The sequence below is a fragment of the Acinetobacter sp. CY79 genome, assembly GCF_059515845.1.
In genome coordinates this window covers 30464-50958 of record NZ_JCAKMY010000013.1, presented here as the reverse complement: position 1 = coordinate 50958, position 20495 = coordinate 30464, and the positions used below count along the sequence as shown (strand labels likewise).

The following is a 20495-nucleotide window of genomic DNA, read 5'->3' as shown; positions in this document are numbered from 1 at the left end:
ATGTTGGAAACATATTTTTTTAAACAAACTGATTTATGTGCAAAAGCACAATTAAACGCAACAGTTTGTCTTTTTGCCGATATAATAAGCCTTCGGCGTCGGCGTATTCTTTTGGGACCATTCCGAGGTGTGATAGAGCGATCAAATTTAGTTTTTGATTTCAAAGTTATTGAAATTTCTAAATGAATGCTCTCTTACGGCGGTATCCGTGCGCTGACTATAGCAAACCTTACATCATCTGCCTATGGGCTAGACTGACATTTCTAGTGAAAAGTACAGTCTAAGTGATCAGTTTTTAATCAAATTTAGTATTTTTTTAGGTCAACGTAACTGTATGAATTCTACACAAGAATGGCAAAACGTCACTTGGTTTGAAGTGGATGAGCACCAATTGGGTCAGCGCATCGACAATTTTTTGTTTTCACGTTTAAAAGGTGTGCCGAAAAGTCGTATCTATCGTTTAATTCGTGAAGGTCAAGTACGTGTCAATAAAAAACGAATTAAGCCGGAGACGAAACTCGCGATTGGTGATCAAATTCGCGTAGCTCCAATTCGTTATGAGCAAAAAGACGAATCTGCTGTACCTGTGTCTGATAAAGTCGCTCAAAGTTTACTCAGTCGTGTAATTTATGAGGATGAAGGTTTGATGGTGGTGAATAAGCCAGCAGGGATTGCGGTACATGGTGGTAGTGGCGTGGCATATGGTTTGATCGAGGGTTTACGTGCTGCATCAGGTAAAAAATATCTTGAGTTGATCCACCGTATTGACCGTGATACATCAGGTTTAGTAATGATTTCGAAGAAGCGTAGCACCTTGAAATTACTTCAAGATATGTTGCGTGAGCACAAAATCAAAAAGACCTATGCTGCTGTTGTTAAGGGTCAAGTGAGTCTAGACAAACAACTGATTGACGCACCTTTATACCGTTATGAACTTGCCAATGGCGAACGTCGTGTATGTGTATCTAAAGAAGGCAAAGAGTCAAAAACGCAGTGGAATGTGAAAGAGCGTTTTATGCATGCAACCTTAGTGTATGCATCACCACTTTCAGGTCGTACCCATCAGATTCGTGTGCATGGTTTAAGTATAGGTCACCCTTTAATTGGGGATGAAAAGTACGGTCATGAAACTGAATATAAAGGGCCTAAAGCACGTCGTCTATGTCTCCATGCGATGCGTCTAGATATTCCAGGTTACGCGCCAATTGAAGCACCCCTACCTGAAGATATGCAGAGTATTGTTGCGCAGCTCCGAGCGCAAAAGAAAGATAAACAGCCTACTTTATTTGAACACGATGTTGAATAAGTCATCTTAGATTGATGACTAAACTGGGATCAATCACTGAGTCAAATTGTGGAATATTTTATGCAAAAACCTGTTGAGCTGATTGTTTTTGATTGGGATGGCACTTTATTTGATTCAGTGACTCAAATTGTAAAAAGTTTAAAATTTGCTGCTGAACAGTTTAGTCAGCCTTTAACTGATGAAGCGGCTAAAAGCATTATTGGCTTAGGTTTGCCTGAAGTTGCACAAGTACTTTTCCCTAACGTGCCTGAATTGCATCAAGCGATTTTGCAAAGTTATTCTGACCATTATGTCAAGCATTCAACCCATGATGTTTGGTTTGATGGTGTTGCTGAAATGTTGCAGGATTTGGCAGGGCAAGGGATTCAACTCGCTGTTGCAACGGGCAAAAGCCGTAAAGGTTTAGATCGTGTTTTGGCACAAACTCAAAGCACGGATCTCTTTGTTGCAACGCGTGCTGCCAGTGAAACCAAGTCTAAACCAGATCCATTAATGCTGTCGGAAATATTGAGCGTGGTTGGCATTGAACCTGAACAAGCGATTATGGTGGGTGATACGTCTTATGATTTAGAAATGGCGCAGAACATCAACATGCCAAGAGTAGGTGTCACTTATGGTGTGCACGAGTCACATGTGTTGGAAAGGTTTAATCCGATTGCTTTAGCATCCGATGTAACGACATTACACCAGTTGTTGAATCATCAGATTAAATTGAAGGAAAGTGCTTAAATTCTTCAATGTATTCAATCAAAAAAGCCCATTCATATTGAGTGGGCTTTTTTGATTTGTGAGTATTACGACGCATGCAAAGTTTGAAACTCAATGATTACAATCTAAGGCTTAAACTGATCAGCTCTGATTGAAATCTAAATAGAATACTTTGGAGAGTAAATCGATAAATTTTTGTACCGCTGTAGAGCTCGAATTTTTGCGATAACTGACAAACAAATCAAGCGATGGAAGTTCAACATCAAGCGGGCGAATCACCGTGTTGTTCATAGTCAGTGGTGCAATGTAACCGGGTAAAATGGTGCAACCCAAACCGATACCAATCGAGTTGATATTGAATAAAATATTATCGGCTTTTTGGACGATATTGAATTCAATGCCTTGGTCTTTGGCGAAATTTAAAATAGCATCATGTAGCATTTTAGATTGTTCATCCGATGGAATGATGAAATCAATACCATCCAATGCTTGAACTGGAATACGTTCATACTTTGCTAAAGGATGATCTTTCGGCAAGATGAAAATTAACGGTTCACGTAAGACAAATTTACTTTCAATCTCATCGGATTGGAAGTTGTCGCGTGTAAAGCTGATATCCAGCTCACCTTTTTTAATACCGCGAATTTGATCGACGTTATTTAAACTGAGTAAATCGATTTTCAGGTCAGGGTTTTGAACGCGAAGATTTGGCAAGACATAGGGGAAAATTTTCATTTCCACTACGGGAACAAAGCCAATTCGAAGTAATTGTTGTTTCGCTTGAGAGACTTGACGCGCCATGGCAACTGCTTTATCGGCTTGCGCTAGCGTTAAACGTGCTTGTTCAAGGAAAACAGCCCCTTCTTCAGTCAATTCAACTTTACGCTTTGTACGATTTAAAAGTCTTACACCTACATCTTCCTCCAGATCTTTAATTTGCTGACTTAAAGAGGGTTGAGCAGTATAGAGTCGCAGTGCGGCTTTACTAAAATTAAGCTCTTCAGCGACAGTAATAAAATATCTAAGGTGGCGCAATTCCATAAAATTCGTCCGAGTATCAAGCCGAGCATTAAGCTAAAATATCTATTACTTCGATTGAGCTCGAGTATAAACGATAAAGCACCATCTCGTAAGCTTATTATAGTATTTAGAAAATAAATGAAGCTGAGAATGGCATAGTTAATTTCATATAATTTAGGGTTCTTTTAAGCGTAATTTCCTCTCAATACAGCTATTCTTGGCTATATATCATTATTCAAACCAATATGTTTAGATTCAATCTCAATACGTATAGTTTTTATAAAACATTAAATATATTGAGAAAAACAACAAATCAACACAATAAATTAGCCGAATGATTCGCTAAAATACTGACTAAGTTGATATATATCTATATGTTGCTTTTAATACTTGATTTGACTGTTGAAATCATTTTTTTAACACGAGAGAGATTAAAAAGGGTCAAACGTGAATGAATGTCATTTGTCTGTATGAATGCGTGTTTAAAATTCTAGGCATTTAAAATCATAGATACGCGTTAAACGATGTAAAACTTCGTGTATTTTCATTGGGTTCAGTTAAAGAATAGGGCGTTTAATTACTAATGTCGAAACAGAGCGAATTAAATCCATCAGCGGATTCTCGTTTGTTAACTTCGAATGTTAAAACAAAAAATTTGAAGCAGACACCAGCATTACAGTACCAAATCAAAACGATGGACTGTGTATCGCATACATGGTCTAAGCCCAATTTTAAATTTATAGCGACTGATCATCATAATGGTCAACAATTTACCAATCTGGTCGAAGCTCCAGACAAAATAGGTCGTTGGGATCTTTTAAAATGGATCATGTCACGAAAGTCTCAGACATGGACAGGGGACTTTCAGGCAGAAACGAAAGAGTTTTTTGCGACACAAAAAGCATTGCCTGAAGAGCGTCCGCTTGCACCGATGAGTGACTGGCAAATTTGGTACATTGGACATGCGACGGTTCTTATTCAAATTGGTCCTTATAATTTTTTAACTGATCCGGTTTGGGCTGAGCATGTTAGTCCAAAGCAAGGCTATGGACCTAAACGAGTCATTCCTGCGGGAATCGCTTTAGAGCAGCTTCCACAAATTCATGCGGTTTTATTGAGCCATAATCATTATGATCATATGGATTTGGCAAGTTTAACGTGGTTGCATAAGAAATTTGCAATGCCAATTTATACCGGTTTGGGGAATGGTTATTATTTGCCGAAGGCTTTCCATGTGATTGAAATGGATTGGTGGCAGTCAGCTTTATTGCATCAGTTAAGAATCGTGTATACGCCTGCACAACACGGATCAGGGCGAGGAGCGAGAGATCAGAATCTTGCACTATGGGGCGGCTTCTCGATCGTTTCGGAGCATGGACATTGTTTCTTTGCAGGGGACACAGGCTATGGACCCCATTTCAAGGAGATACAAAAGCGTCTAGGAAATCCACGTATCGCTTTACTTCCCATCGGAGCTTATGAACCTAGATCTTTACTTCGACATGTGCACATGAATCCTCAAGATGCATTCCATGCACATGTGGATTTACAAGCTCGTCGATCGTTAGCAATCCATTATCGTACGTTTCAGCTCACAGATGAGTCACGTGAGCAACCTGAATTAGATTTGCATCATGCGATGAAGAACTCATCCAAATTGATGAATCCAATGTATTGTATTCGAGAAGGTAGACGGTTGATTGTTTAATTTACTCTGAAAATGACATTCATTGAGATTAGCCAGATTGAACTAGAGCATAAAAAACCACCTTGGCAGGTGGTTTTTTATGCTTCTAAATTCTATTTAGAATTAAAGAAAACCAGGATTGTGACGACCTGGATCAGTTGCACGTGCAGCTTGTGCATCTGCTACGGTTAAACCAAGTGCTTTGGCTACACCTTCACCATAGGCTGGTTCACATGCATAACAGTTACGGATATGACGGTACTTGATGAAATCAAGTGCATCACCCATTGCACCTGCAGTGTTATCAAACAAAGCTTGTTTCTGTTCATCATTCATCAAATTGAACAATGCACGAGGTTGGCTGAAGTAATCGTTATCATCTTCACGATAATCCCAATAATCCGCTGCACCAGAGATTTTTAGAGGTGGCTCTTTGTACTGAGGTTGCTCTTGCCATTGGTTAAAGCTGTTTGGTTCGTAATGTGGTAAAGCACCATAGTTTCCATCTACACGACCTTGGCCGTCACGACGGTTAGAGTGAACAGGACAACGAGGCGCATTGACAGGAATTTGGTAATGGTTCATGCCGACACGGTAACGTGCTGCATCAGCATAGTTAAACAGACGAGCTTGTAACATGCGGTCAGGAGAGAAGCTAATCCCTGGCACCAAGTTGCTTGGTGCAAAAACGGCTTGCTCTACATCTTGGAAGTAATTTTCAGGGTTACGGTTAAGCTCAAACTCACCCACTTCAATCAGTGGATAATCACCTTTAGGCCATACTTTAGTGAGGTCAAATGGGTGATAAGGGACTTTTTCAGCATCGAGTTCAGGCATGATTTGAACGTACATTTTCCATTTCGGGAAATCACCGCGTTCAATTGCATCAAATAAATCTGTTTGTGAGCTTTCACGGTCTTTCGCAATGATTGCTTCCGCTTCTGCATCTGTTAAGTTCTTAATGCCTTGCTGAGTACGCATGTGGAATTTGACCCAGAAGCGCTCATTGTTGGCGTTAATAAAGCTGAATGTATGGCTACCGAAACCATGCATATGACGGTAACCATCTGGGATACCACGATCCGACATGACGATAGTGACTTGATGTAATGCTTCTGGCAGTAAAGTCCAGAAATCCCAGTTATTGGTTGCACTGCGTTTATTGGTCTTAGGATCACGTTTCACTGCTTTGTTTAAATCAGGGAATTTACGTGCATCACGAAGGAAGAATACAGGGGTATTGTTACCCACGAGATCCCAGTTACCTTCTTCAGTATAGAATTTTAAAGCAAAACCACGAATGTCGCGCTCAGCATCCGCTGCGCCGCGTTCACCAGCAACCGTTGAGAAACGGGCAAATAATTCAGTTTTTTTGCCGATTTCAGAGAAAATTTTAGCACGAGTATACTGAGTAATGTCATTGGTAACGGTAAACGTACCAAATGCACCAGAACCTTTCGCGTGCATACGACGCTCTGGAATAACTTCGCGGACAAAATTACCCAGCTTTTCATGTAACCATACATCTTGTGAAAGTAATGGGCCGCGTGCGCCTGCTGTCATACTATTTTGGTTATCTACAACAGGAGCACCAGCATCAGTAGTCAAGTGGGATACAGGACATTTTTTTGAGTCATCGCTCATCGTTTATCTCCATTATTTTTTGATCATGATGATTAACAAGAATATATTCTCAAATGAAGAAATATCATTCCTATTCGATCATGACATGAACCGTTTTGTTAATTCATTTTAAAGTGACATTGTTACAATTGTTTGATTGTGCAGAGCCAATCAATATATAGAGCTAAGCTTTGACTTTAATCCTTATATCATCAATTTACAAATAGCTTTAAGTGTTTGTCATTAGAGATAATATAGATCTCTCAAGTTTTTGATTTATGATTATTAAAAAATAAATATTTCAAATAACAAGTGGTTGTAGACATGGAATATGAGAGATGAGCTTGTATAAAATTTAAGTGATGCTTTATTTGTTATTTGATTAAAATGTGAAATGTTGTTGTTTTTGATTGAAAAACGATCATTCATTTAACATTTAAAATTGTTCAGAAAATTCTGAATCATGAATTAAATGCTTGATCATTTGTGAATCAGAATTAGATTTTGTAATAGAACAAGAATCATGTTTAGAAAACCCTTTCATCTAGCCCAGATATAAAACTAAAGAGAATATTTTTCATACTGATTATTCACTAAAGCCGCATACAGCAACTTTATTTTTTTCTTATACTGGTTGCCAATAGAGCAACAATACATGTAGAGAACTGAAGATGAACGCATGGACAACGCACCAAATAAGCAATCAAGTCGATGAGCGACAAGGCTATAATCTTTATGAAACTGATCAAGTTCTTCTCGAGATGATGCGACGCTATAACAGTCGTAATGAAGCACATTTGTCTGAATTTGGGCATGCCGTGGGTACAACGGAATCTTATTTACACGCAGATTTAGCCAATAAACATACACCGATCTTACATACCTTTGATGCACGTGGTCGCCGTCTAGATTTTATTGAGTTTCACCCTTCATGGCACAAATGGATGGCGCTCAATCGTAAATATGCCGTGCATGCACATCCATTTTTAAATTTTACTCAGCAAACAGGTTGGGTCGATTGGGCGGCTAAGTTTTATCTCAGTGGTCAGGTGGAATGTGGAAATCTATGTCCAAATTCGATGACACTCGGCAGTATTCCACTCATTCAAAAAGAACCTGAACTTTGGCAAAAGCTAGGCGCGAAATTACTTTCAACTGAATATGACGAAAGGGATTTGCCTATTGCACAGAAGAAATCGATTTGGATCGGTATGGGGATGACTGAAAAGCAAGGAGGCTCAGATGTTCGTGCAAATGAAACCTTTGCTGTCCCAGTTGCAGACTCTGGACGTGGGAAAGCTTATTTGCTGACCGGTCATAAATGGTTTTTCTCTGCACCGATGTGTGATGCACATCTGGTGGTCGCAAAAACAGAGCAAGATGGTTTGGCCTGTTTTTTTGTGCCACGTTGGCTTGAAGATGGTACTAAAAATAATATTCACATTCAGCGTTTAAAAGAAAAGGTGGGTAACCGAAGTAACTCTAGTTCTGAAGTTGAATTCAAAGATGCTTGGGGCATCATGATCGGTGAAGCGGGCAGAGGAATTCCGACCATTATCGAAATGGCAAATTATACGCGTCTCACGTGCGTGGTGGGTTCAAGTGCAATGTTGAGACAGGCATTGGTCCAGTGTTTATCTTATACGAGACAGCGCAAAGCGTTTGGTCATGTATTGGCTGAGCAGCCGTTGATGCAAGCAGTCTTAACTGACTTGGCTTTGGAGACAGAGGCAGCTGTTCAGCTAAGTTTCCATCTAGCCCATTGTTATGAAAACGATGATGAATTGTGTTTGGCGTGGAAAAGAATCATGACCCCTGCTGCAAAGTTTTGGGTATGCAAACGCACAGTGGAACTGACAGGTGAAATGATGGAAGTGTTTGGCGGCAATGGTTATGTTGACAATGGCATCATGGCACGGATATTTAAAGAAGCACCTGTGAACACGATCTGGGAAGGTTCTGGCAATGTTATGTGCTTGGATGTGCTGCGTGTGATTGAACGTGATCGTGAATCTATAGAGGTTTTATTCAGATCATTTGCTGATGTCGCATCTCAAGAGCCAATTTTACAGGAAGAACTGCAATCACTTTTTAACATGTTGAGTTCAGTGAGTGGGGATGCGTTGCAATTCAGTGCACGTCGCTTGGTTTCGCGTTTGGTGGTTTTGGCTCAGGCAGTTTTACTCAAGCAATATGCACCTGATTTTGTCTCAGATGCATTTATTCAAACGCGTTATCAACCCTTTCATGGGCAAGTGGTTGGTATGCTTAACAGTGATCATATCGAGGTAGATCGTATTTTAAATAGAGCGTTGGCGAATTCAATGTGAAAACACATTTGTAGATGAATTCTGAAATGACTTTTTTATTTTATCGAAAATAGAATGGTAATGAGCGTTAACATCAAAAAATTGAAATGTAAAAGTCCTAATCTCAATCAATGAAAACTTAAGAGCGTTGAGATTAGGGCTTGTATTCATAAGTAAACAAATATTCATGAGTAAACAAATTTTTATTTTAAAGGTTGTGTTTCACCTAAACCGAGACTCGATAAATCTGGGTGAAATAACGATTCATTGGTTGCTTCAGCAAGCTCAACGATATATCCCGGTGCTAATTCTAAACGTCCTTGAGCACCCATAATATTAGGGGTAAGTTTTTGTAAAACAGGAATATTATTTTTCTCTGCTTTACGGTAAACCGCTTCGATATCATCGACCACAAACATGATTTTGGTTTCCTGAATAAAATCAGGCAAAGTTGCCAATTGTTCAGGCTGAATCACGACCAGTGAAACGTGCCCTAAACTCGATCTTAAGCCGACGACCATCAAATTATGATATTCCTCCAAATGGAATATATATTCAACTTCACCATTAAAGTAATCAATGTAGTTACGAATGTATTGCTGTTCTTGACATGGCGCTAAAAATACACGCTCATAAGGACCTGAGACAAAGTGATCTGCGAAGATTGTATTCTCTATTTTACTCATGAGTTTTTCCTTCTTTTTAAGGATGAGGGGAGATAAGGCTCAGCCAAACATCGGGCTGAACCTTGAGTTGTAGTCTGTTTTATTGTTAAGGATTAAGAGACGGTTGGTTTTTCAGCCAGTGGCATGCCATTGAGTAGGTAACCGCCGTCAGCTGCAACAACTTGACCTGTGACGAATGAAGCTTCATCGGAGCTAAGCCATAATGCTAAATGTGCAACTTCTAGAGGTTCAGCACCACGGTGCATTGGAGTTGCTTCACGAGAGTGCTCTTCAAAGTTTGAGATAATCGTTGCCGTTTTATCGGTCATCGGGGTAATGGTATACCCTGGAACGACAACGTTGACACGTATCCCTAAGCGGGCATATTCCATTGCAACCACTTTGCTGAGACCAATTAAACCTGATTTAGATGCAGCATAAGCAGCAAGATTTGAAGCACCTGTTAATCCACCAATGGATGAGGTATTCACAATAGAACCTTGATTGCCTTTTTTCAGCATTAAACGTACTTCAGCTCGCATGAGTAAAAAGTTACTGGTTAAATTGACTGAGATAATATGATCCCAATCTTTCTTTTCTGCGTTGACAATGGGAGCGTGTACGCCAGAGATGCCTGCATTATTAAAGGCAATGTCTAAGCGACCATATTGCTCTTCAATATAAGCAAGTAATGCATCTACTTCCTGTTCATCACTGACATCCGCTTTGAAGAAATCAACTTTAAGTTGTTCTGCTTGAGCTTCTTGTTCAAGTGCTGCACCTGCTTTTTCATTGCGTGCTACACCGATTACCGTTGCACCACGTTTTGCGTATTCTAAGGCCGCTGCTTTACCAATACCTGAACTTGCGCCAGTGACCAATACGATTTTATTTTCAAATTGTTGAGTATTCATTTTTATTGTCCTGATTAAATTAAATTGTTAGAGAATGGGAGTTTTAAGCCTTTTCTTGGCCATTGAACTTCATACAAACGACCTGTCGCTGAAGCTGTGATATAGGCTGTTGTTAGGTCAGAACCACCAAAACAAATGTTGGTGACAGTGGGGTCTTTGAGGGGCACTTCGAAGAAATCAATCACTTCACCTTGTGGTGAGATGGTGGTAATGCCGCCTTTGGGCATTGTTGCGACACTGACATTGCCCTCAGCATCAACTGCAAGTGAATCGAAGAATGTAAAACCGCCTAGACCAATCAACAGTTGAGCACCTTTTTCAAGATTAAGTTCACCAGTCCCTGTGACTTCCCACCACCAAATACGTCCGGTAATGGTTTCTGCGATGTAAACACGTTTGCCATCAGGTGAAAGACCGACACCATTGGGGGTAAACAGAGGGCTGACTAAACGTTTGACTGAACTACCATCGAGTCGACCATAACTGAGTGCACCTAAGTCCATATCATGTTCACGGCGCTGACCGTGATCAGTGAAATAAAAACCACCTTGTCCATCCATAATTAAATCGTTGGGGGCGAGAATCGGACCATCTTCGTAATGTGTATATAAGTCGCTGACGATGCCTTCAGCAGAAACGATTTGGATACGTCCACCAATGAAATTTTCAGGTTGTGGTCCTGGAGCAATTAAACCGTCATGTTCCTCCCAAGACATGCCACCATTGTTGGCTAGATACACGGTATTGTCTGGGCCGAGTGCCGCACCATTGGGTGCACCTTGAACAGTTGCGATAACTTTTTGTTCACCATTCGGATAGAGTCTTTTCAATTGCTGGCTTTTGAGTTCTACCACGAGTACAGAGCCATCTTCTAAAGCGACTGGACCTTCAGGAAATTCCAAATACTCAGCAAATACTTTGAATTCCATATTATTCTCCTGCGTTTATTATTCTCATGTGTTGATTGAGTACATTTTTGACAGTTTGTACTCAGTGATGTGATTTATTTTTTATTCAGAAGTTTGATCAAAAACTAAAACGCTTTTGCCACGAGTATGACCATTTAGGATGTCATCATAAGCTTTGGCAGCTTCGCTGAATGGGTATTCACGGCTCACCACCCAACTAAAGCGACCATCAGCAACACGATCAACAACGTATTTTAAATTAGATGGTTTTTTCTTCACCCAAACGGCTTGGATTTTGGAAGAAGACAGTTTTCGACCTGCTGTTGATCCCATGAAACCACCAGACTTCACTGTGGCTAACGAGGCCTGAGTCGCGTCTTCATTCCCGGCCAAATCGATAGATGCATCAAAAGGCTCAGGGTGTACTTCTTTTAAACGTTCAACTAATCCTTCGCCGTAAACGACAGGCGTTGCACCGAGTTCTTTTAAATAATCCTGATTTTTGGCAGATGCGGTTGCAACAACATTCATTCCTTTTTCTTTGGCCAATTGAACCGTAATTGAACCTACACCACCTGAAGCACCGTGAATAAGGAGTGATTTAACAGGACCCATTTCATCTAAAATGGTCATCGCAGTCTGTGCAACACCTGCCAAAGTTCCAGCAGTTGACCAATCGAGATTTTTAGGCTTAGCAACAAGAAAACTAACCGGTACGTCAATCACTGAGGCATGGGTAAAACCACCACCTGAACCTAATACTTCATCGCCAACTTTCCATTGGGATTGTTGTCCGTCTATATCGATGATGACACCTGCATATTCAGTACCAAAGGCTTGAGGCATTTCTGCATGTTTGAACTCGCCTGTCATACGACGCGCATCAATTGGGTTAATACCTGCGGCTTTAACTTGGATACGTGCCATGCCAGCTGCTAAAGGAGGGAGATTTGTTTCAGCGATTTCTAAAACATCAGCTTGTCCATAACGACGTGCGATGAGAATTTTACTTTTCATTATGATTTATCCTTTATTGAATAATTGAGTGTTTAAATTTTGAAGGGATATTTGAATTGTAGTCTGTACAAATAGAATGAGAAGAGTTAAAAATAAGCATCATTATTCCAAAAACGATACAGATAAGAGTTTAAAAAGATGGATCTCAATAGCTTAAAAGTATTTCGAGATGTGGTGAGTGCAGGGGGATATTCAGCGGCACATCGTCAGACAGGACAGTCCAGAGCGACTTTAAGTCGACACATCAATGATTTAGAACAGGCTCTTTGTTCTCGGTTGATTGAGCGGAGTACCCGAAGTTTCCGCTTAACAGAGCAAGGTCAAATTTTGTATGACCGCTGTGTAGAAATTTTTGCGCAAGTCGATCATGCCTTAATGACAGTAGAACATTTGCAACATGAACCGAATGGTTTAGTCCGTATTGCTATTCCACCTTCGTTATTACATTTCCATTTAATCGGTGACGAAATTTTGCGTTATATGGAAATGTATCCTAAGGTAAATATTCATATAGAGGCATCCAACCGTCCAGTCGATGTGCATAATGAAAATGTAGATTTTGTGATTCGTGCCAGAACAAATCTAGATTATCCTTTAGATTATGTGCCTGTATTATTAGCAAAAATGAATTTATTGCTTGTTGCACATCCAAAGTGGAAAGATAAACTTCATGGCAATTTAGATGAGATATTAAGTCAAGTTCCTGTGATCGCTTGGAAGGCAAATGGTGAATATGCCTATTGGCAATTGATTCATAAGGTGACTGGTCAGACCATGCAATATAAGACTCAGCCTAAACTCATTGTCGATGATATGGATATGATGCGTGAAGCTATTTTGAAAGGCTTAGGGATTGCTGTGATTCCACAAGTTTACGTGTATGAAGACTTAGCATTAGGGCGGTTGGTACAACTCGAAGTTGAGGCTGAGCCTGCTCAAAGTTTGATTCATGCGGTGCATTTAGGGCAACGAGGCATGCGACCTGCGGTGAGACATCTTTTAGATTGGTTAAAACAAGCAACCGAGAATTTGCGTTAAAACAAACCTGATTCTATTAAGTTATTGATGATTTAAAGTAGATTTTAGAGATGGTAAACACACCGTTATCTAAGACCACATTGCTTGTTCATCCTTTTTAAGGATGTATACTATTTTTAGATCGTGTTTCTCCCTTGAAAAGTACAATTTCTATATCAAATAAACACTCGTTTTTTGAAAAGTGGTGCTTGTAAATTGTACAAATAGGCGTAATATCATCATCCACATCTATAAGTGGGTGTATTCAAAAAGGTGAAATGAAATGGCAAAGAAAAAAGCGTTGCCAGAAGTTGTGATTCACAACTTTGTGGCGAAACACATGCATGAAGTCAATAAAAGCCAAGTGTTTGTAGACCGTAAGAAAGATGCAAAACGCGGGTATAGTAAGCACAAGAAAGGGAGATATTCGAATGATTATCTCCCTTTTTTAATGTTTGTCACTTTAAATTTATTCAGCTTTAAATTACTGAGCTTTAAGTTATTCAGTCCTAAATTATTAGCCGCTCAGCATACGGTTTGATTTCACCATATCCGCTAAACCGTGATGTTTGAAATAATATTCCATCCAGCTTTTCACAATCAATGGATTGTTCATCTGAACCACTTCTTCTAATAGTTTTTCCGCATCGGTCATTGGCACATGACAAATTGCTTTTCTTACACGCAGAATATTACTCGAACTCATTGAAAGTGTATTAAAGCCCATCGCCATCAGTAAGATTGCTGAAAGTGGATCACCTGCCATTTCTCCGCAAATACTAATCGGCTTTTCATATTTATGGCATTCCCGCACCAAGCGTTGTAATACACGTAGAACAGACGGATGGAAATGAGAATAGACACTAGATACACGTGGATTATTACGATCAACTGCGAGTAAATACTGAATTAAATCGTTCGATCCAACAGAGAAAAAATCGACCAATTCAGCAAATTCACCAATTTGTAAAAGTACACTCGGTACTTCAACCATGATGCCGATTTTAGGTTTATTAATTTTGACTTGTTCTTCTTCTTGAACGGCAATCCAGTCACGCTCAAGTAAATATAAAGCCTCTTCAACTTCGCTGACACTGGTCACCATCGGTAACAGGATATGCAGATTGTTTAGTCCAATACTGGCTTTGAGCATGGCACGAATTTGCGCAGAGAAAATTTCAGGGTGATCGAGGGTAAAACGAATACCACGCCAGCCCAATGCGGAGTTTTCTTCTTCAATTTGGAAATAGGGTAAGTCTTTATCTGCGCCAATATCGAGGGTGCGCATGACCACAGGTTTATTGGCAAAGTGACTGAGTTGTTGGCGGTAAATTGCACGTTGCTCTTCTTCACCGGGGAAGCGGTCACGCAACATGAATGGGATTTCTGAGCGATATAAACCCACACCTTTCGCACCGCGTTGTACACCACGGACTACATCAATCATCAGACCAGTATTGACATACAACTTGACTGCAACACCGTCGGGTGTAATGGCATCTTTGGTTTCGTATTGTTTTAAATCTTTGGCGATTTGTTCTTCTTCTTTTTGAATCTCTTTATAACGTTGACGTAGTCGTCGAGGTGGATTGACGAATACACGCCCTTGGTAGGCATCGACAATCATTTCAGCATCATCAAGCGAATTCACAGGAAGTTCGGTCACCCCAACAACAGTGGGAATCCCGAGCGCACGAGCTACAATCACCATGTGCGAATTGGCAGCGCCTTCTGTCGTGACAATAGCCGCAATTTTATCGACAGGGAGTTCAACCAGAGCAGCGGTGCTGATCTCTTCACCAACCAAAATACTATCTGCACTCAATTCACGATGACTCGAGTCTGCTTCTTGAAGTGAAGCCAGAATACGACGCCCCAAATCCTTTAAATCAGCAACACGTTCACGTAAGTAGTCATCTTCCATTTGTGCAAAAAGGGCAATATGACGATCAATCACATGCTTGACCGCACCTTGAGCCCAGTTACCATCACGGATGATATCTTTGATTTCGGCAGGGAGTGCATTTTCATCCAACATACGAAGGAATACGCTAAATAGCGCGCGCTCTTCTGACATGAGAGAATCTTGCATCTTTTCATCGAGCGAACGAATCTCTTCACGTACCGAGTCTACAGCTTGATCTAGAAGTTCGAGTTCTTCACTGATGTCTTCAGCTTCACGATCTGGAACAGCAGCCAAATCCGCAGGCGGATACAAGATCAACGCGCGACCGAGCGCTATACCACCTGCACCTGATGAACCTTGGAAAGTTTTATAGGTTGGAGAGTTGGACGGTTTGCGAAATACATCAATATTGCCAACAGCATGGGCATGCGCAATCACCCCTGAAAGTTGAGCACACAGTGTTACAAGGAAAGATTCCGCTGCTTCACTAAAATCTTGTGGTTCAGTGTTTTGAACTACGAGTACACCCATGACTTTTCGGCGATACATCACTGGAACGCCTAAGAATGAGTTATAGATTTCTTCACCTGTTTCGGGGAAATAGGCAAATCGCTCATGTTTGAAGGCATTTTCAATATTGACAATTTCTTCACGCTGACCGACCAATCCGACTAAACCTTCACCCAGTTGCAATGAAACATTGCCGACTGAATCAGGATTTAAGCCTTTGGTTGCCATGAGCACAAAACGTTGATTTCGTTCATCAAGTAAATAAATAGAGCACACATCAACATGCATCGCTTTAGAAATCTGATTGACCATAATTTCTAAAGATTCATGCAAACTCACGGATGCATTGATCTCTTGGACAATGCGCCGTAAAGAGTCTAGTTGCATGTTCGACATGAAGATGTGCTCCTTTAATAGATTAAAGTGTCTAATTATTCAAAATATAACAGTTTAAAGCGCTCAATTTGAATTGAGTCACTGATTAACCTCGAGCACAGTTTTGAAAGATTACAGATCCGAATCTATCTTTCAACATGTGGCTGTGGCAATTGCATACACAGTTCTAGCATGGCTCGACGGTAAACATCACGTTTGAAGTTCACCACTTGACCAAGCGGATACCAATAACTCACCCATTGCCATTGATCAAACTCTGGCGGGTCGTTGAGATTCAATCGAATATGATTCGTTGAAGCTACTAATTTGAGTAAAAACCATTTTTGCTTTTGTCCAATACACACAGGATCTGAGTCAGACCTGATGTATCGAAGTGGCAAACGATAATGCAGCCAACCTTCGGTTTGCGCTATGATTTGAACGTGCTCTGGTAATAACCCGACTTCTTCTCTGAGTTCTCTGAAAAGTGCCTGTTCAGGAGTTTCTCCAAAATGGATACCTCCTTGAGGAAATTGCCATGCATTGTGACCAATGCGCTTTGCCCATAAAACTTGACCAATATCATTTGCCAAAATGATCCCGACATTGGGTCGGAAACCTTCTGAGTCGATCATTTGGCTACCTAAAAATTTATTAAATTCGTTGACTTTGGTTTCGGGGGCGTCCACTGTCTATGCCCAACTCGAAAAGTTCAAAGTAATAATGTTTTAAAATTGCTATGATCTTAACGAATTTCTATCGGTTAGCGGTGATAGATTTACATTTTTTTTCTTAAATTTCAGTTTGAACGAGTATTTTCATGAAATTGGCGTTGTTTGATTTAGATCACACCTTATTAAATACCGACTCTGACCATTCTTGGGGCGAGTTTTTAGTCAATGAAGGCTTGGTTGATCCAGTTCGACACCGTGCGATGAATGACAAGTTTTATGATGACTATAAAGCTGGACAGTTAGATCCAATTGCTTATAACGAATTTGTATTTGAATTTTTAACCCAGCATGACAATGAATATTTAACTGAGTTACATCAGTTGTTTATGAAAAAAGTAATTCGACCTCAAATGCGCCCTGAAGGTTTTAAAGCAATTCAACGTCATAAAGAGATGAGACATCAACTTGTTGGGATTACAGCAACCTCAGATTTTATTACTGCACCGATTTTCCGTGAATTTGGTATTACGGAAATTATTGCCACCAATGCAGAAGTGGTCGATGGAAAATATACGGGTAAAGTCATCAATACGCCGTGTTATCAACAAGGCAAACTGACCCGTTTAGATCAGTGGCTTGAAGGGCGCGATGTCACTGAATCTTGGGCTTATTCAGATTCAATTAATGATCGTTTTTTATTGGAATACGCTGACCATGCAATTGCAGTGAATCCTGATGATCGACTCGAAGCATTAGCGAAAGATCAAGGATGGGATATTCAGGATTGGTCGATTTAATGGTTTCTTAGATTCTAAAAATAAGTAGCATTTGGTTGCTACTTATTTTCGCTAAATATAACCCGAATCGCGGATAAGGATTTTTCTTTAAAACCATAAGCTAAATGTAATTTTATGATTAGTTTTTAGTGTTATCAGACCAAAGCATAGACTTTTCTATGCTCAAAAATGATGGATAAGTCTCAAGATGAATGATCTCATTTCCTTAAGTAGGATTCGGGTCGTGTAACAAATTATAAGAATTATTAAATACGTGGAATTTAAATTGGTTTTTTTATGTCTAATCCTCAAACTCTAAATACAGCTTCAAAATCGAATCACTACGACCGTGAAATGACAAAGTTCATTGGAGAAAAATACCAGAAGTATTACAAAGAAAATTTCGAAAAGATCACGCCTAAGAAGCCAATTGGTGGTTTTAACTGGGCTGCATTTTTCTTTAGTTTTGCTTGGTTGTTTTACAGAAAGATGTATGCCGTGGGTTTTGGCTTTATCGGATTAATTATTCTGATAGGTTTCATATCCGAATATTGGGGATTTCAAACCACTTCAACAGGACTGATCATTTCTGCGATGTTGGGAATGTATGGAAATGGAATGTATAAGCAGTTTTCGGAAAAGAAAATCGCAGATATCAAAAAAGTACATCTACATGGTTCCAATGTCTTAAGAGAGTTGCAAAAACAAGGGGGTACTAATATTTGGGCGGGCACTACTACATTGTTAATCATTGTGAGCTTAACCGCTTATGCATTTATGGCAAATTAATCTGAACTGTCATTAAAAAGTCATCAAAATTGAAGGTTTTTTTATTTAAGATCTTAATCAGATGACAGAATTGATTATATGACTTAGCCATCAGATCAATTAAGGCAATCTAGGCATCATCCAGAAATTATCAAGTGGATAAGTTTAGTTATTAATCGAATAAAATCAATTGCTCAATTTAAAATCAATATGCTAAGGTGAAACTGACTTGTATCATTGCCTTTGCATCAAGACGATGCCACGTCAATCAGGAGGGCATGATTCAAGGTCTATTAGAAAAAATCGTTATGGATAACGACAAAATAAAAAACAAGGAGAAGTTATGGGCACTTTAGCAATCATCATCTCATTGGCATTACTGATGTTTTTCGCCTATCGAGGGATTTCGGTACTGATTTTGGCCCCCATTATGGCGGCCGTTGCCATTTTACTGTCTGGTGACATGGCATACATGATGCCGCAGTACACTGAAACATTTATGTCGGCTTTGGGCGGCTATATTTTAAAATTCTTTCCTATTTTTTTATTGGGTGCCTTATTCGGACAACTCATGGTTGATTCAGGTGCTGCATCCAGCATCTCAAACTCAATCATGAATAAATTAGGGCATCAACGTGCCATTTTGACTGTGGTATTGGCATGTGGTGTGTTGACTTACGGTGGGGTGTCGTTGTTTGTAGTGGCTTTTGCCATATACCCGATTGCCAAATCCATGTTCCAAGCGGCGAACATTCCAAAGCGCCTCATTCCAGGTGCGATTGCTTTGGGCTCATTTACCTTCACGATGACCGCTTTACCCGGTTCGCCGTCGATTCAAAATGCGATTCCGATTCCTTTTTTTGGGACCAATGTATTTGCAGCTCCAGGTATTGGCATCATTTCGGGTTTGATCATGTTTGGTTTAGGTTGTATGTGGTTACAAAGCCGCGCCAATAAAGCCCATAGAAATGGAGAAGGATACGGTATTGATACCCAAGAAGGAGAAAAGTTAGAAGACGGCGTGACGTCTCAAGGTCACATGCCCGTATTCTTGGCATTTTTACCCTTGCTGTTGGTGATAGGTATCAATGCTTTGTTCACTTACATCGTTTTTCCAAGCATGGACTTCACCTCGTTTACAGAACTCTATCCAAAATTAGATCCGAGCAAACAAACCGGTTTGTGGGCATTGGTGATTGCCTTAGTGGTGGCATGTTTAAGTTTGATTGTGTTACGACTGGGCAAATGGAACAACCTCAAAGAAACCGTCAACAAAGGGGCTTTGGGTTCAATGTTGCCGATTTTCAACACCGCTTCTGAAGTAGGGTATGGCGCTGTCATTGCTTCCTTGGCTGGTTTTATCATTATTCGTGACATGGTGTTAAATGTATCAAGCAATCCCTTGATTTCAGAAGCCATCGCAATGAACATTTTGGCAGGTATTACAGGGTCTTCTTCTGGTGGGATGTCGATTGCGTTATCGACCTTGGGGGCCGATTACTTAGCCATGGCCAATGCGGCAGGCATCAGCCCTGAATTATTACACCGTATTGCAGCTTTGGCAGCAGGCTGTTTGGACACCTTGCCTCACTCAGGTGCGGTCATCACTTTATTGTCCATTTGTGGTATGACGCACAAACAGTCTTACGGCAATGTGGCGATGTGTACCGTATTGATTCCAATGGTATCGGTAACGGTTGCCATTACTTTGGGGACATTGTTCGGCTCATTCTAAGCAGACTGGTTTACAGGACGCTTTAAACCGTCCTGCAAACATTTTTAAAGGACTCAACATGAAATTGGCGCATATAGATGACTTCCATGTCGGTTTATCCCATACTTTAACCCGCACGATAGATGCTGAAAAAGTGGCTCAATTTATTGAATTATGCGGTGATAAAAACCCTATACACCATAATGAAACTTATGCAGCACAAACCAATTTTAAACGTCCTATTGCACATGGTTTTTTAACTGCCAGTTTTTTCTCACCAATTTTTGGTTTGCACTTACCCGGCCCTGGTGCGATTTATGTCAGTCATAATTTACGCTTTTTAAAGCCAGTTTATGTCGGTGATACCATTGATATTATTGCGACAGTCACCAAAGTGGACACTGAACGGAAGCGGATTTACTTGGACACCATTTGCACCATCAAGGGTGAAAGGGTGATAGAGGGTGCAGCGGAATTATACGTACCGACTCCGACAGACGCAGGGCAGGCGGCATTGGATGCAGCGACAACAAATGTTTAACAGTATTCAATCATTTCAGAAGTAGATCTAAAAGTCATAGAAATAAAAAATGCCGTC

17 protein-coding genes and 1 pseudogene are annotated in these 20495 nt (G+C 40.2%); 10 read left to right on the top strand and 8 right to left on the bottom strand.

Annotation, left to right across the window (positions count from 1 at the left end):
• Positions 1-334 precede the first annotated feature (334 nt).
• The gene (locus AC5YCE_RS07060; protein WP_496171522.1) at positions 335-1306 is read left to right on the top strand and encodes an RluA family pseudouridine synthase; all 972 of its coding nucleotides are present in this window, start codon (positions 335-337) and stop codon (positions 1304-1306) included.
• 60 nt (positions 1307-1366) lie between these two features.
• Complete coding sequence (locus AC5YCE_RS07055) at positions 1367-2035, top strand: HAD family hydrolase (protein WP_496171521.1); 669 nt, start codon at positions 1367-1369, stop codon at positions 2033-2035.
• Between the two features lie 120 nt (positions 2036-2155).
• On the opposite strand, the gene hcaR is transcribed toward AC5YCE_RS07055, so the two are convergent.
• A complete protein-coding gene (gene hcaR, locus AC5YCE_RS07050) occupies positions 2156-3055 on the bottom strand; it encodes a DNA-binding transcriptional regulator HcaR (protein ID WP_496126638.1) in 900 nt (299 codons plus the stop codon).
• Positions 3056-3617: 562 nt separating this feature from the next.
• On the opposite strand from hcaR, the gene AC5YCE_RS07045 reads away from it, so the two are divergent.
• Complete coding sequence (locus tag AC5YCE_RS07045; protein ID WP_496171520.1) at positions 3618-4742, top strand: MBL fold metallo-hydrolase; 1125 nt, start codon at positions 3618-3620, stop codon at positions 4740-4742.
• Positions 4743-4844: 102 nt separating this feature from the next.
• On the opposite strand, the gene AC5YCE_RS07040 is transcribed toward AC5YCE_RS07045, so the two are convergent.
• Complete coding sequence (locus AC5YCE_RS07040) at positions 4845-6365, bottom strand: catalase (RefSeq protein ID WP_496126640.1); 1521 nt, start codon at positions 6363-6365, stop codon at positions 4845-4847.
• Between the two features lie 650 nt (positions 6366-7015).
• Between AC5YCE_RS07040 and AC5YCE_RS07035 the strand changes: the two genes are divergently transcribed.
• A complete protein-coding gene (locus AC5YCE_RS07035; RefSeq protein WP_496171519.1) occupies positions 7016-8674 on the top strand; it encodes an acyl-CoA dehydrogenase family protein in 1659 nt (552 codons plus the stop codon).
• A 182-nt stretch (positions 8675-8856) separates the two neighbouring features.
• Here AC5YCE_RS07035 and AC5YCE_RS07030 read toward each other — a convergent pair whose 3' ends face one another.
• From AC5YCE_RS07030 to AC5YCE_RS07015, 4 genes are all read right to left on the bottom strand, one after another.
• Positions 8857-9339, bottom strand: coding sequence for a hypothetical protein (locus AC5YCE_RS07030; RefSeq protein WP_496171518.1), 483 nt, complete (start codon positions 9337-9339; stop codon positions 8857-8859).
• A gap of 92 nt (positions 9340-9431) precedes the next feature.
• Entirely contained in the window at positions 9432-10232 is an 801-nt protein-coding gene (locus tag AC5YCE_RS07025; RefSeq protein WP_496171517.1) for an SDR family NAD(P)-dependent oxidoreductase, read from the bottom strand.
• Between the two features lie 14 nt (positions 10233-10246).
• Positions 10247-11161 (bottom strand): SMP-30/gluconolactonase/LRE family protein, encoded by a 915-nt coding sequence (locus AC5YCE_RS07020; protein WP_496171516.1) that lies wholly within the window; start codon positions 11159-11161, stop codon positions 10247-10249.
• An 81-nt stretch (positions 11162-11242) separates the two neighbouring features.
• Complete coding sequence (locus AC5YCE_RS07015; RefSeq protein WP_496171515.1) at positions 11243-12157, bottom strand: NADP-dependent oxidoreductase; 915 nt, start codon at positions 12155-12157, stop codon at positions 11243-11245.
• 138 nt (positions 12158-12295) lie between these two features.
• Between AC5YCE_RS07015 and AC5YCE_RS07010 the strand changes: the two genes are divergently transcribed.
• Together AC5YCE_RS07010 and AC5YCE_RS07005 are read left to right on the top strand one after the other, a co-directional pair.
• Positions 12296-13195, top strand: a complete 900-nt coding sequence (locus AC5YCE_RS07010; RefSeq protein ID WP_496171514.1) for a LysR substrate-binding domain-containing protein — start codon at positions 12296-12298, stop codon at positions 13193-13195.
• A 262-nt stretch (positions 13196-13457) separates the two neighbouring features.
• Positions 13458-13628, top strand: a pseudogene (locus tag AC5YCE_RS07005) (DUF7230 family protein); the annotation flags it as partial.
• Positions 13629-13691: 63 nt separating this feature from the next.
• On the opposite strand, the gene ptsP reads toward AC5YCE_RS07005, so the two are convergent.
• Both ptsP and AC5YCE_RS06995 read right to left on the bottom strand, forming a co-directional pair.
• On the bottom strand, positions 13692-15986 hold the full coding sequence (gene ptsP, locus AC5YCE_RS07000; protein ID WP_496126648.1) for a phosphoenolpyruvate--protein phosphotransferase: 2295 nt from the start codon (positions 15984-15986) through the stop codon (positions 13692-13694).
• A gap of 125 nt (positions 15987-16111) precedes the next feature.
• Entirely contained in the window at positions 16112-16600 is a 489-nt protein-coding gene (locus AC5YCE_RS06995; RefSeq protein WP_496126668.1) for an RNA pyrophosphohydrolase, read from the bottom strand.
• 185 nt (positions 16601-16785) lie between these two features.
• On the opposite strand from AC5YCE_RS06995, the gene AC5YCE_RS06990 reads away from it, so the two are divergent.
• The 4 genes from AC5YCE_RS06990 (at position 16786) to AC5YCE_RS06975 (ending at position 20438) form a co-directional block, all read left to right on the top strand.
• A complete protein-coding gene (locus AC5YCE_RS06990) occupies positions 16786-17436 on the top strand; it encodes an HAD family hydrolase (protein ID WP_496171513.1) in 651 nt (216 codons plus the stop codon).
• A gap of 276 nt (positions 17437-17712) precedes the next feature.
• Entirely contained in the window at positions 17713-18204 is a 492-nt protein-coding gene (locus AC5YCE_RS06985; protein WP_496171512.1) for a DUF2628 domain-containing protein, read from the top strand.
• A gap of 322 nt (positions 18205-18526) precedes the next feature.
• Positions 18527-19918: a GntP family permease gene (locus AC5YCE_RS06980; RefSeq protein ID WP_496171511.1), complete on the top strand. Its 1392-nt coding sequence runs from the start codon at positions 18527-18529 to the stop codon at positions 19916-19918.
• Positions 19881-20438, top strand: a complete 558-nt coding sequence (locus tag AC5YCE_RS06975) for a MaoC family dehydratase (protein WP_496171510.1) — start codon at positions 19881-19883, stop codon at positions 20436-20438. Before AC5YCE_RS06980 ends, AC5YCE_RS06975 begins: the two co-directional genes overlap by 38 nt.
• The last annotated feature ends 57 nt before the right edge of the window (positions 20439-20495 follow it).